Source organism: Pseudomonas thivervalensis, assembly GCF_001269655.1.
Lineage (GTDB): Bacteria > Pseudomonadota > Gammaproteobacteria > Pseudomonadales > Pseudomonadaceae > Aquipseudomonas > Aquipseudomonas thivervalensis.
The window spans coordinates 53,294-66,601 of sequence record NZ_LHVE01000006.1; the positions used below are offsets into that span (position 1 = coordinate 53,294).

A 13,308-nucleotide genomic window follows, 5' to 3' on the forward strand; every position below is an offset into this window, starting at 1 on the left:
CGACAGCTCCTACAGGGGTTTCAGCGTTACGCCACGATATCCGAGGCCGCCGCCTGGCCGACGGTGCTGACCAGGAAGTCAGCCACGCCGTGCCCGGAGAAGTCCACCGACAGCAGGCTGTTGCCACCCGATGTCGACAACACCGCATCCCCCGCCGCACCGGTGAAGGCGCTGACAAAATGCAGGCCCGCGCCCTTGGTGATACCGGTCAGGTCGATCTTGTCCAGGCCACCGATGAAATCGAGGATCTGGTCGGTGGCCCCAGGCCTCGAATCGGAACTGGCGGCGAACACGAAGGTGTCCGAACCCGAGCCGCCCCAGAGCTTGTCCGCCCCACCGGCGCCCCAGAGGATATCGTTGCCGGCTCCGCCCTTGAGCTCGTTGGCCACCGCGTTGCCGATCAGCAGGTCGCTGCCCGAGCCGCCGATGGCATTTTCGATGATTGCACCTTGGGCGATGGACACGTTGCCCACCATGCCACCCACGTCGGAGAACGAGGCGTCATTGAGGTTGATCTTCTGGTTCTGGGTGAAACCGGAGAAATCCAGGGTGTCGCGGCCGCCCGCGTCCCATACCGAAAACACCACTTTGTCCGACGACGAAGAAGCACTGAGAAAGTCACGACCGGTGTTGGAGTTGAAGCCGTAGGTCGAATCGCCGGTACGGGTCGTGGTGTTGGCACCGTAGAGTTTCTGGATGGCCGCGATGTCATCCATCAGCGGACCCGAGGCGTAGGCTTCGATGCCGCCCTTGCTGAAGTTCTGGTCGGTATTGCTTTCGCTCCAGTAGCTCATGACGCTGTAGCCACGGGTGTCCTGGCCATAGGTCGCGTCATCGTAGGTCGGGCTGCCTTCGCCAGCGTTGTAGTCACCCGGGTGGGCCAGGCCAAGGGTGTGGCCGATTTCGTGGGTCAGGGTCTGGCGGCCGTAGTTGTTCAGGTCCGGGTTCTTGTTCTGGGTGTAGCTGCTGTTGATCAGGTACCAGGACGTCCCGTCATAGCCGGCGCCAGTCCCCGGAAGGTAGGCGAACGCCGCTGCGCCATCCTGGCCGCCGCTGTAGTTGCCGAAGGTCATGTGACCGTCGCCACCAGTGGCTTTTTCGGTGAAGGTGACATTGGCCACGTCCGCCCAGGATTGCATGGCCAGGGCGGCCTGGCCTTTCTGCTGGGCGCTGAACTGGCTGAAGCCGCTGATCCCGTGCTTGTTCATGGTGCTGGAAGAAGCCGACGTCAGGAAGGTATAGGTCAGCTCGATCTTGCCGCTGCCGTCCCGGTCCTGATAAGCCGCGCCATCACGCAGCAACTGGGTGGCTGCCTCGTCGACGGAGTACGACGGTTTGCCGTTGACGGTCAGGTTACCGCCGCGGTCGTATTGGTGACTGAAACTATTGATCTGGTTGAACGCATTACTGGGAGCGGCCAGTTGCGGAGCCCAGAGGAGTTGTTCGGCAGAATCGATAGCGCTGCTTTTGACTTTCGACATAAACACACTTCCTTGTTTGCAAATGGAACAGTTTTAGTCAGACAGACGATCTCTGGCGAGGTCGTCCTATCACTCGCCCAATGAGGACGTAAGAAACCTGACACAATTGGAAATCAAACGTCTAGCAATTTTTTCGTTGAATTTCACAACCGGGCACTTAACACCTGTAAACAATAGGGTTCTGCCTCGTTAGTGCACGCCTCGAACTGACCGAGTTGCAGATTGTCGGACAAAACTCTATTTAAATATTAAATATCGGTAACTAGTCATTTGCGAAGCCCATCGCACTTCCAGCAACTAAGTGCCAGCGAAATGCTATTAATGAATATCTACTAAACCACTAGGGTTTACTTGCACACACTTCCCGCAAACAGCCTCGAAGCCAGCGATGCACCGGGTCGGCATCCATCCGTGGGTGCCAGAGCATGGCGATCGTGAACCCAGGCACCGGGAATGGCAGCGTAAAACTGTGCAGGCCGATCCGCAGCCTGGTGGTGTAGCGCTCAGGCACGCTGGCGATCAGGTCGCTGGACCGGACCAGCCCAAGCGCCGAGGAAAAGCCTGGCACGCTGGTGACTATTTCCCGGGACAGGTCCAGCGCCGCCAGGGCCTGGTCGATGAGGCCATGATCCAGGCCGCGCATCGAGACGCCGATGTGCCCGCCCGCCGCATAACCGGCGGCGCTCACCGCCGTCTGGCTCAGCGGGTGTCCCATGCGCACCACGCCAATCAGGCGGTCGCTGAACAACGCCTGGGTTCGCAATTCCGGGCTGGTGTCCTTGTCCACCACGGCCGTTTCCAGGTCCACGGTGCCTTGGCGAAGCGCGGTGCTGTCCCGGTCGGTCTTTTCCACGAAACGCAGCCGCACGCCGGGTGCTTGCTCGTGAATGCGGTTGATCAAGTCGATGGCGAAGTTTTCCACGAAGCCCTCACGGGTGCGCAGCGTGAACGTGCGGCTCAAGCGCCCAAGGTCCGGGGTCGCCATCGGGCGCAGCACCGCCTGGGCTTGCTGCACCAACTGGCTGACCTGTTCGCGTAACTCCAGCGCACGGGGTGTCGGCACCAACCCTCGCCCGGCCCGCACCAGCAGCGGATCGCCAGTGGTTTCCCGCAACCGCGCCAGTGCCCGACTCATGGCCGACGGGCTGAGCCGCAGCCGCCGGGCGGCCCGGGCCACGCTGCCTTCCGAGAGCAGCACATCAAGGGTGACGAGCAAATTGAGGTCAGGCGAGGACATGGCGGAATCCTGAATTGAATAGATGGCGTCTGATGCAGCTATAACCTGCAAACGCTGCGCCTTCCGCCATGTTATGTCCAGTTGTAACGTGCTGACAGCGCCGTTTCGAGCGCCACGGATACAGGTGATACGATGAACCCCATCAACACACAAACAACCCAGCCGGCAACCGCATCCGCGAACCGGCGCCTTTCACCGCGCTGGGCCCTGGCCAGCCTTGCGCTCTCGACGCTGCTGGCCTCCCTGGGTGCCAGTGTGGCGGCAGTGGCGCTGCCGACGCTGGTCCAGGCCCTCGATGCCTCTTTCCAAGAAGTCCAATGGGTGGTGCTGGCCTATCTGCTCGCCATGACCACGCTGATTGTCAGCGTCGGCCGCCTGGGCGACCTGATGGGCCGGCGCAAGCTGCTCTTGGCCGGCATCGCCTTGTTCACCTTGGCTTCGGTGCTTTGCGGCCTGGCGCCTTCGCTTTGGCTGCTGATCGCAGGTCGTGCGCTGCAAGGCCTGGGGGCCGCCATCATGATGACGCTGACCTTGGCGCTGGTCGGCGAAACGGTCGCTCAGGAAAAAACCGGCAGCGCCATGGGGCTGCTAGCCACGCTGTCGGCGGTGGGCACGGCCCTTGGCCCCTCCTTCGGCGGCCTGCTGATCAGCGGTTTCGGCTGGCAGGCCTTGTTTTTGATCAACCTCCCCCTCGGCCTGCTGACGTTAGGGCTGGCGTGGTACGCGCTACCGGTGCGGCAAGTGCCGCAGAAGGCCGAGGCGGCCCACTTCGACATCGCCGGCACGGTGTTGTTGGCGCTGACGCTCGCCGCCTATGCCTTGGCCATGACCTCCGGGGGCGGGAGTTTTGGCGGGTCGAATATCGCGTTGCTGCTGGCCGCGCTGGTGGGTGGCGGGCTGTTCATTCGGGCCCAGTCCCGGACCGTATCGCCGCTGATTCCCTTGACAGCGTTTCGCGACAGGTCATTGATCTCGGGCCTGGCGACGAGCGCCTTGGTCGCGACGGTCATGATGGCGACCCTGCTGGTCGGGCCTTTTTACCTGTCCATCGCCCTCGAACTGCCCGCGGCCCTCGTCGGGCTGGTACTGGCGGCAGGGCCCTGCGTCGCGGCGCTGGCCGGAGTGCCTGCCGGTCGCCTGGCGGATCGGTTCGGCGTGCAACCCATGCGACTCGCCGGCCTGGCAACCATGGCCCTTGGCTGCCTGATGCTGTCACTCGTTCCTCCTGCCCTTGGCATCGCCGGCTACCTCGCTGCCATCGTGACAACGACTCTGGGCTATGCGTTGTTCCAGACCGCCAACAACACAGCCGTCATGGCCGATGTGGCCGCCCAAAGGCGGGGCGTCATCGCCGGGCTGCTCAACCTCTCGCGCAACCTGGGTTTCTTCACCGGAGCCTCCGTACTCGGCGCGGTATTTGCGACCGCAGCGGCGACGAATGACATCACCCGCGCCAGCCCTGAGGCGGTGACGAGCGGTCTGCACACGACCTTCACCGTCGCCCTGTCGATGGCGATCCTGGCCCTGGTCATTGCCTTGAAATGCCGCGTGCCAGAGCGGTTGGGCGAACCTGAGGACACGCCCGACCAAGCGTGATGGCATTCTGAGCATTGCCGCTTAGGTCGTGATCCAGATCAAAAAAAGTGAACCAATCGCAAAACGGACTGAAAAAATCCACATCAGCTTCATTTTCAGGTGCTATTTTTAGTTCTCACTGGTAGAGCCACGATGGCTCTTCCTTCCTGACATGAGCAAAAGGAAGCGCTCGATTGAAGAAGGCGGGCAACACATGAATAAAGGATCTTTCAGCAAGGTTACGTTCCCCAACGCTTGCCAGTTGATGCGCTGGCACTTCCATCCCATGGGATTCGAAGCGAGCATGGATGCGCCTGGCAGCATGGTTGCCCGGTTGTTTGATCGTGCCAGCGGCGAGACCATGATCGCTATTGCAGGGATCCCCTGCGCGACGGTGATGAATGCGCCGGATGTGGAACGAATAATCGAGGCGGTGGAAGCCGAGCTGGAAGCCTTTGTGCCACCGGTTGGGTTGCGGCGGTTTGCTTCCTGACAGAGTGGGTTGTCATTCGAACGCTATGCAAAAGCGGCGCCTTCCATTTTTTTGGTAGGCGCCGCTTTTTCTTTGGATGGATTGGGGGCTTATCCGTTGCTGCGATAACGGATATACACACATACCCGGGAACAGAAACTATCCCTTGCGAACACGCCGATGATCCGCAAAAAAGGGCTTATCCGAAGCAACACGATCCGAAGCCTTAGGCCCATTGGCCGCCTGGCCATCCTGCCCATCGACATACCAATAACAATGCTGCACTGCACGAGTAATCCCCACATACGCCAAACGCAAAACTTCATCTTTTTGCGCCGTGTCGTAAGGCTCGGCATCCCCGTCCTGCCCCAGCCCAGCCATTCGATAAACCTGATTCTTGTAGGGCGAACTGCTCAGATGCTGACAGTCACCCAATAAGAACACCGCATCAGCCTGGAGCCCCTTGGCACTGTGGTAAGTCATTTGCCTAAGCCGCCGGGCATCGTACGGCAAGCTAGAATCGACATTAACTATTAATTGAATATGCTTTTCTATCAATAGCTTATCGCTGCTTTTTCGATACAACATCAAGATGGAATCACCCTTGCGATAGTGCTCTTCCACTCGCAGGGCCAGCCCTTCATCGTCTCGATCCAGCACATTGACCGGGCTGAGCGAGCGAGGCATGCCACTGGCCTTGGCTTTTTTACCTGGAATAGCCGCAGCAGCCCGCACGATGTGCTCGGCCGCGTCGATGATGTGCTGGTGGCTGCGGTAGTTGTCGGTGAGCATGACCCGTGTCGTCGTTGGCGACGGGAATTGCTTGTTGAACGCCATGAAATAGCTCGGCGAACTGCCGCGCCAGCCATAGATCGATTGCCAATCATCGCCGACACATAACAAGGAAGAACGCTGGGCACCGCGCCCCACATGCAACGCAGGACCACGGCTGCGGACCTCCCGAAGACTGGCCCGAAGCCAGGAAACGATCTGCGGTGATACGTCCTGGAATTCGTCGATCATCAGGTGCGAAAGCGGTCTGAGCAACGCATCCCCCAGCAACTTGAAATTCTCCGGCGAGTGCTCGCTGAACAGCGCGAACATGCGGTTGTAGGTCATGATCGGCGGCGACTGATCGAGCAGATGATCTTCGAATGCCCGCCAGTAACGACTCAATGCCTCGAAAAAATACCGATCAGGGTCCTCCTGGGCAAAGGACATCCGGCCCACGGCATCCGAGACGTCCAGGCCAAGGTTCTCGATAAAACCTGCCGCCGCGACAAAACAGTCCAACAATGGCGCCGAACCCAGCTCGCCCTTGACCTTATAGTCGAACCCGGGCCCAGCGCTGGCGTCGCCGGCCATCGAGGCTACTACACGCTTTGACGCATCATAACTTTCTAGCCATATCAGCGGCTTACGACAGAAAGCTTGAAACAAGGTGCGCTTTACCGCCCACTCCGCACGGATACTCAACTTGGCACCCGGGCGACTGAGCCGGGCGTCTTCTCGCGGATCGAAGCCCAGCATCACCCAGGCATCCAGGGACGGCGCGTAGCCGTGACAGTGGAATGTAGAACCGTTGATTTCAAAGCGCTGTCGCTTTGGCTCGATCCCTTTGATTGGCCAGGCGCCGGCGCGAAACCACAGGTCTTCGACGGCGTCGCACAATTCTTCGTCGCGCTGGGCCGCCAGTTCGGTCACAGCCACCCGCTTTTGCACATCCGGGTGATCGCGCTCCAGCTCCTTGAGCTGCAGGGCATGGCGGGACAACGGCTGGATCAGTTCACGAAAACGCACGTCCCGCTGGTAAAGGTTGTGATAACAGGCGTTGAGCTGTTGACGTTGGGCGTCGTTGATACGCAAATCAAAGGGATTGCCTTGGGCGTCGTCATCCGCTTCAGCGCGATGGCTCAGGTTCTCGAAGGCCTGGAGCCGTTCGAATCCTGGCAAGCTGCGGACCATGGGCAAGATCCGCGAATGAAACGTGCGCACCAGGTCACGAGCTTCCTTGAGGCTGACGGTTCGCCCCCACAAGGCAAAAACTTCGATCAGTTTCTGAATGAAGTCCTTGCGCGATTCCCGGGTAAACGTCACCACGGTCATCGAGTCCAGTTCGAAGCCCAGATAGTGGGATAGCAGCACAATGCGCAGCACCAGCGTCGTGGACTTGCCCGCACCCGCTCCGGCAACTACCGAGGTGGACGGCGTATCGCTGAAGATCATTTTCCATTGCGCGGCACTCGGCTGTGCATGCGCCGGCAGTAATCGGCCCACGTCCGCCTTGATGCGCTTCTTCAACTCGGCGGTCAGCGGCAGACGCCAGTCATCGAAGAGCAAATCATCGACCTGCGGTGCCGGGTGCTCCGTACTGCGGGAGTCACGGATCAACAGAACCTGGCGGCCCTCTTCAAGCCCTTCGGCCAGGCCTTCCTTGTAGCCATAATCAAAACCGGCGGTATGGCCGCTGCGAAAGCCGTCGGCCTGGCCGTGCAACCAGGACGCTCGGTGCTGAGCGCGCAGGCGCGTCAGGCCATGGCCGAAGAATCGGGCGGCCAGACGCTTGAGCAAAGGCATCTGGGCCAAGGGTAAAAGCTCAGGGGGCAGATCGGGAGTGTGTTGCGACACGCTGGAACTCCGGGCGTTCATGAACCATGACGACTATGGTGTCTGTATTTGCCGCCAGGTTCCACCCAAAAGCTTTTAAGTCATGGGTTTAGGCGATGAAGTGAAAGTTGGCTCGCGGTTTTATATCTAAATACACGATGGTTTTGACGCGTTTTTTACGCTTTTTATCGATGGTTTGCTTGGCGAAAATAGCCCAATCAACCCTCGCTTTCGCTTATCAGCGAAAAGGACACGAACATGCTCGAACTCAGGCCCTTCGCCACCTTGGGCGCCGCCAACCACGGCTGGCTGGATGCTCACCACCATTTTTCGTTCGCCGAGTATTACGACCCACGGCGCATGAACTGGGGCAACCTGCGCGTTTGGAACGATGATGTCATCGCCCCTGGCAGCGGTTTCCCTCAACACCCGCACCGGGACATGGAAATCATCACTTATGTGCGCGAAGGCGCGATCAGCCACCAGGACAACCTGGGCAACAAGGGCCGTACCGAGGCTGGCGATGTGCAGGTCATGAGCGCGGGCACCGGGATCGCCCACAGCGAGTACAATCTGGAATCGACGGCCACGCGCATTTTTCAGATATGGATTATTCCCAATGAAGAAGGCCTGGCACCGTCGTGGGGGGCCAAACCGTTTCCCAAGGACTCGCGCGAAGGCTTCGTGACCTTGGCCAGTGGCAAGGCCGGCGATGACCAAAGCCTACGCATTCGCGCCAACGCGCGGCTGGTGGCGGCCAATCTCAAAGCGGGTGAAAGTGCGGAATATCGGCTGGACGCCGGGCGGCGAGCTTATCTTGTTCCGGCCACAGGATTGATAGAAATCAATGAGTTACGCGCACAAGCTCGAGACGGTGTTGCGATTGAAGATGAACAGGTATTGCGAGTGACTGCCATCGAAGACAGCGAAATCGTGCTCGTAGACCTGGCTTGATCCCTGCGCCGCTGTTCTGCTGCTCGTGTGGCGAGGGAGTCCCCGCCGCTGCGCTGTCGCGTAGGGAACAGATCTTGTGGCGAGGGAGCTTGCTCCCGCTCGGTTGCGTAGCGACCGCCAAAAAAAAAGCGGGGCCGCTACGCAGCCCAGCGGGAGCAAGCTCCCTCGCCACAAGTCCACGTCACAGCACTGGCATCACTTGCTGGCAATAGCCCCGTCCACCAACGTTTGCGCCTCAGCCACCAACTGCTTGAGGTGCGCATCGCCAATGAAGCTTTCAGCGTAGATCTTGTAGATATCCTCGGTACCGGATGGACGCGCCGCGAACCAACCGTTTTCGGTCATGACCTTCAGGCCGCCGATGGCCTGGTCATTGCCCGGCGCATGGCTGAGGATGCTCTGGATTTTCTCCCCGGCCAATTCGGTAGACGTCACCTGATCCGGTGACAGCTTGCTCAACAGCGCCTTCTGCTGTGGATTGGCCTTGGCATCGACGCGTACCGAGAACGGTTCGCCCAGCTCATCGGTCAAGGCACGGTAGGCCTGGCTCGGGTCACGACCGGTGCGCGCCGTCATTTCTGCTGCCAGCAACGCCGGAATCAGGCCGTCCTTATCGGTACTCCAGACGCCGCCATCCTTGCGCAAGAACGAAGCACCGGCACTTTCTTCACCGCCAAAGCCCAGGGAACCATCGAACAGGCCGTCGGCAAACCACTTGAAGCCGACCGGCACTTCATAAAGCCGCCGGCCCAGGCGCTTGGCCACGCGATCGATCAGGCCGCTGCTGACCACCGTCTTGCCCACGCCGGCATCGGCGCGCCATTGGGGGCGGTTCTGGAACAGGTAATCGATGGAGACCGCCAGGTAGTTGTTTGGCGCCAACAGGCCGCCGGACGGCGTCACGATGCCATGGCGGTCATGGTCCGGGTCGCAGGCGAAGGCCACGTCGAAACGCTCCTTCAGGCCAATCAACCCTTGCATGGCATGGCTGGAGGATGGGTCCATACGGATCTGCCCGTCCCAGTCGACGGTCATGAAACGAAAGGTGGAGTCCACGTGGGTATTCACTACTTCCAGATCGAGGCGGTAATGCTCGGCGATGGCCGGCCAGTAGCGCACGCCCGCTCCGCCCAACGGATCGACACCCAGGTGCAGCCCGGCGGCGCGGATGGCATCGAAATCGATGACATTGATCAGGTCCGCCACGTAAGTGTTGACGTAGTCGTGACGGTGGGTGGTATCGGCCTTCAGGGCCTGCTCGTAGCTGACGCGTTTGACGCCAGCGAGCTGGTTGGCCAGCAGTTCGTTGGCCTTGGCTTCGATCCACTTGGTGATATGGGTATCGGCCGGACCACCATTGGTGGGGTTGTACTTGTAGCCGCCGCTTTGCGGCGGGTTGTGGGACGGTGTGATGACGATACCGTCCGCCAGGCCCGAGGTGCGGCCACGGTTGTAGCAGAGAATAGCGTGGGAAACTGCCGGCGTCGGGGTGTATTCATCCCCTTCGGCAATCATGACGGTCACGCCGTTGGCCGCGAACACTTCCAATGCACTAGCACCCGCCGGGGTCGACAACGCGTGGGTGTCGATACCAACGAACAGCGGCCCGTTGATACCCTGGGCTTCGCGGTACAGGCAAATCGCCTGGCTGATTGCCAACACGTGCCACTCGTTAAAGCCTGAATCGAAGGAACTGCCACGGTGGCCGGAGGTGCCGAAAGCCACGCGCTGGGTCGCAACCGAGGCATCGGGTCGGCCGGTGTAGTAGGCCGTCACCAGTCGCGGGATATCGATCAACAACTCTGCCGGTGCCGGCTTGCCCGCAAATGGACTGACTGTCATGCAAAACCTCTGAGTGGAGTGGCTCGGGAAATGGGGTGCAGTTTACTGACAGTTCGACCATGGCGCGACGGGTTCGATCCATCGCCGCCGATTACGATTGTTCAAGCCTCAACGCATCGGCCAGCGCACAGAGTGCAGCATCCAGTTCCTGCGGCCCGCTTGAGGCATGGGTCAGGCGCAGATGCTGCCCATACAGGCCATGAAGACTGAACAGCTCACCCGGCGCGATGACGATTCGCTGGGCAAGCAGCCGATGGAAAACCCGCCGCAAGTCAACCCGACGCGTCGAGCGCATCCAGATCGTCGCCCCTCCTTGGGGTTCTGCCCATTGCAGGCTGTCCCCCAGCCGCTCGCGCAGCAAATGTGTGGTCGAAACCGCGCTTTCGCGCAGCAGGCGCCGCAACACCAGCAAATGCTGGTCAATCCGACCGTTGCTGTACAGCCGGGCGATGGCTTTCTGGCGAATCGGCGACAGACGAAACGCGCGCAACAGGAAATGTCGTTGCAGGTGCAAGGTCAACTGGCGCGACAGCACGTAGCCGTACGGCGCCTCTGGGCCGATGGTCTTCTCGAATGTGGAATAGACAATCAGCCGATCCGGGTCCAGCAAGTCCCGAAAAGGTGTCGCCCCCACCTCGAACGCCAGGTCTGTATGGCTGTCGTTCTCCAGCACCCAGGTGCCGTGCCGTTCCAGCAAATGGGCGATAGCCCGGCGATTCTCTTCGGGAACGAGCGATCCCCTGGGCATGTTCAGGACGGACGACAGCACCACCAGGCGCACCGTTTCGCTTTCCAGCAGTTGTTCCACTTGCTCGATATCGATTTCCCCACCGGCCAGCAGCGGCAACTCGATGACATTGATGTCGGCGGCCTGCAGCAGGCGCAACACGGCCCAATCGCAGGGCGACTCGACCAGCACCGTGACACCCCTGAGTGCCAGCACGGCAATCAGGATCTCCAGGACACCTCGCAGATCGGCGCCTATGTAAACGTCATCGGCATTCCAGCAACGGGCCGGCGAAGATGTATAGCGAGCCGCCAGCGCGGTGCGCAACTCCAGCTCACCCCAGGGTTGCGAGGGTGTTTGCGAGGAGCGCGGATACTGGCGCAACAGCTCGCGCTCGAGCAACAACATCGGGCTGTCCAAGGGTTGCATCGATGCCGGTTCATCCGCACTGAGCACCAGCATGCCTGGCCGTCGGGCATTGACGTACAAGGTCTCGAGTAAATCGTTGCCGCCGTCCAGGGTGGCCATGCTGGGCGCCGGCAACGCGTAATAGCCCGACTTGGCGATCGAGTAGACCCGCCCTTCCTTCTCCAGCAACGAATAAGCGTACTGGATGGTGGAGATCGACACATTGAGACGCTCGGCCAATTGCCGTAGAGAAGGCAGGCGTACCCGCGCGTCCACCTCCAGTTCGTTGATCAGCGTGGTCAGGTAGCGATAAACCGCCTGGTAGGCGAAATCTGTCTCCCGGCAACCTTTCATGGCGTCATGCCGGGAGAGCGAATTGCCGACGGCCAGGTCGCAACGTCGGGCATAACGACCGGGGACGAGGTAGACGAGTCCATCAACCCTCGTTCCTCAATGCCTTGCCGAGCGTTCGTGCGACCCATCGGCAGCCTGCCCGGCTTCTGCAGTGTCGACGTCATCAAGGGCCTGTTGCAGATCGCTACCTGGAACCGTTTCCACTTGCTCCGGCACGGCGATGCTCGCCCGGTACAGCTTGCCGAGAATATCGATGGGCAGGCCACTGACATCAACCATCCATTGCGCTATCTGGTCGGCGACGGTGACACCCTGCATGGCCTTGTGCAAATCCGGCATTGCCACCAGCATGCCGGGGTGGCAACAGCGCAGGAAATGCTCCAGGCCCACGCCCTGCCCCACGAAAGGGGCGAACAACATGCACACCAGTTGCGTTTCGTTGAGCCCAAGGGTCTTTTGCGCTTCAAGAGCGGCGTAGGCGCGGCGTTCGGAAATCGACGAAGGTGAGCCGAACAGCGTCCGAGCCTGCTCGCAGGCGTGTTCCGGCAATTGCTTGCGATGCATGAGCATGATCGCCCGCTGCACGTAGTCGCCGTACCCCGTTTCGTAGCTGCGCCCTTGCACGTAGCAGGCCTGCAGGCCATGCAGGTGGGCCGACAGCAACGGGCTGAGGTATTCGTTTTCAATCGCCGAGGGCATCAGGCCATCGGTCTGTACCCGTAGGAATTCGTTGAAAAGCGGCCAATTGGTGCCCTCCAGCCGGTCGACGATCAGATCGTCGATGCCGATGTGACTCATCCGCCGACAGGCCTCGAAATGCCCCTCGGGTTTCCACGCGCCCAAGCGCTCGGGACCGTAGAAATGCTCGTACAGGTCGCTGCTCAAGGTATCGAGGTGCGCGAAGAGACTGTCGAAGCAACCGATATTGTCGGTCGGCAGGCCGATCTTGCGGGCCGCGCGACGAAGGCCTGAAATGAATTGTTTCTGCTGACGCGGCGTATCGCTGCTGACCATCGAGTCGACGCCCGATTCCCAGCGGGCCATGTGCCGATAGAATTCAGCCATCGCCAGGTAACCGTCATTCCCGACTTCAAGGGGACTGTCCACCGAGCGAAGGTGTCCCATGGCCAGCAGGTCCATACGGTTGGCCTCGTGCCCCGCCGCTGACAAGGGCTGGCGGTGATTGAACGGCAGCACCTCGCGGTTATCCGCCATCAGCAATTCGACCCGGGGATCGTCATAGACAAATAGCGCGCTGTAGCAGCGATGAATGTTCTCCAGCGTCGCCTGGGTCGTCTCGCTCAGGCGCGGCGTGGCGACGCGCAAGGCGAAGGTCACGGGGTGCCGACCCGCGATGCTGAGTTGCGCGGCCCGCAAGGCGGTCAGTACATAAAAGCTTTCCCTGCTCCCGTTCTGGACCGTCAACACCCGATAGTCACCAATCCGGTCGATGCCTCCGGCGGCGACAATCAGACGCTGGATCAAAAGCTGCAACGCGGTACGTTCGGCCCGGGAATAAAAACCCAACAATCGCTGCAGTATTTGTTGATACACGTGAGTCATAGCCTGCTCATGAATTGCACTCATAGCCATTTACCTGGAAATTCAACTATCGGCGCCGCACCCGCACCAACGTGACCGCGCGACGTGT

The 13,308-nt window shown here is 60.5% G+C and carries 9 protein-coding genes; 3 read left to right on the plus strand and 6 right to left on the minus strand.

Annotated features, from left to right (window positions below; genetic code table 11):
* Positions 1 to 26 precede the first annotated feature (26 nt).
* Positions 27 to 1,481, minus strand: coding sequence for a serralysin family metalloprotease (locus tag AD659_RS06280; protein ID WP_053119367.1), 1,455 nt, complete (start codon positions 1,479 to 1,481; stop codon positions 27 to 29).
* A 340-nt stretch (positions 1,482 to 1,821) separates the two neighbouring features.
* Complete coding sequence (locus AD659_RS06285; RefSeq protein WP_053119369.1) at positions 1,822 to 2,718, minus strand: LysR family transcriptional regulator; 897 nt, start codon at positions 2,716 to 2,718, stop codon at positions 1,822 to 1,824.
* A gap of 132 nt (positions 2,719 to 2,850) precedes the next feature.
* Between AD659_RS06285 and AD659_RS06290 the strand changes: the two genes are divergently transcribed.
* Both AD659_RS06290 and AD659_RS06295 read left to right on the plus strand, forming a co-directional pair.
* Positions 2,851 to 4,314: an MFS transporter gene (locus AD659_RS06290; protein ID WP_053119372.1), complete on the plus strand. Its 1,464-nt coding sequence runs from the start codon at positions 2,851 to 2,853 to the stop codon at positions 4,312 to 4,314.
* A gap of 193 nt (positions 4,315 to 4,507) precedes the next feature.
* Positions 4,508 to 4,786 (plus strand): DUF1652 domain-containing protein, encoded by a 279-nt coding sequence (locus tag AD659_RS06295; protein WP_003201764.1) that lies wholly within the window; start codon positions 4,508 to 4,510, stop codon positions 4,784 to 4,786.
* A gap of 138 nt (positions 4,787 to 4,924) precedes the next feature.
* Here AD659_RS06295 and AD659_RS06300 read toward each other — a convergent pair whose 3' ends face one another.
* The gene (locus AD659_RS06300; protein WP_053119374.1) at positions 4,925 to 7,393 is read right to left on the minus strand and encodes a UvrD-helicase domain-containing protein; all 2,469 of its coding nucleotides are present in this window, start codon (positions 7,391 to 7,393) and stop codon (positions 4,925 to 4,927) included.
* A gap of 237 nt (positions 7,394 to 7,630) precedes the next feature.
* Here AD659_RS06300 and AD659_RS06305 point away from each other — a divergent pair, with 237 nt between their 5' ends.
* On the plus strand, positions 7,631 to 8,326 hold the full coding sequence (locus AD659_RS06305; RefSeq protein WP_053119377.1) for a pirin family protein: 696 nt from the start codon (positions 7,631 to 7,633) through the stop codon (positions 8,324 to 8,326).
* A gap of 195 nt (positions 8,327 to 8,521) precedes the next feature.
* Here the strand turns inward: AD659_RS06305 and pgm are convergent, their stop codons facing one another.
* The 3 genes from pgm to AD659_RS06320 form a co-directional block, all read right to left on the minus strand.
* A complete protein-coding gene (pgm, locus tag AD659_RS06310) occupies positions 8,522 to 10,168 on the minus strand; it encodes a phosphoglucomutase (alpha-D-glucose-1,6-bisphosphate-dependent) (protein WP_053119379.1) in 1,647 nt (548 codons plus the stop codon).
* Positions 10,169 to 10,259: 91 nt separating this feature from the next.
* Positions 10,260 to 11,657 (minus strand): aminotransferase-like domain-containing protein, encoded by a 1,398-nt coding sequence (locus AD659_RS06315; RefSeq protein ID WP_053119382.1) that lies wholly within the window; start codon positions 11,655 to 11,657, stop codon positions 10,260 to 10,262.
* Positions 11,658 to 11,753: 96 nt separating this feature from the next.
* Complete coding sequence (locus AD659_RS06320) at positions 11,754 to 13,244, minus strand: hypothetical protein (RefSeq protein ID WP_053119384.1); 1,491 nt, start codon at positions 13,242 to 13,244, stop codon at positions 11,754 to 11,756.
* Between the last annotated feature and the right edge of the window lie 64 nt (positions 13,245 to 13,308).

Bases quoted from the DNA above. Each gene is read 5' to 3' on its own strand.
- AD659_RS06290 (WP_053119372.1), top strand. From the start codon at position 2,851: ATGAACCCCATCAACACACAAACAACCCAGCCGGCAACCGCATCCGCG.
- AD659_RS06320 (WP_053119384.1), bottom strand. From the start codon at position 13,244: ATGAGTGCAATTCATGAGCAGGCTATGACTCACGTGTATCAACAAATA.
- AD659_RS06315 (WP_053119382.1), bottom strand. From the start codon at position 11,657: ATGAAAGGTTGCCGGGAGACAGATTTCGCCTACCAGGCGGTTTATCGC.
- pgm (WP_053119379.1), bottom strand. From the start codon at position 10,168: ATGACAGTCAGTCCATTTGCGGGCAAGCCGGCACCGGCAGAGTTGTTG.
- AD659_RS06285 (WP_053119369.1), bottom strand. From the start codon at position 2,718: ATGTCCTCGCCTGACCTCAATTTGCTCGTCACCCTTGATGTGCTGCTC.
- AD659_RS06295 (WP_003201764.1), top strand. From the start codon at position 4,508: ATGAATAAAGGATCTTTCAGCAAGGTTACGTTCCCCAACGCTTGCCAG.
- AD659_RS06280 (WP_053119367.1), bottom strand. From the start codon at position 1,481: ATGTCGAAAGTCAAAAGCAGCGCTATCGATTCTGCCGAACAACTCCTC.
- AD659_RS06305 (WP_053119377.1), top strand. From the start codon at position 7,631: ATGCTCGAACTCAGGCCCTTCGCCACCTTGGGCGCCGCCAACCACGGC.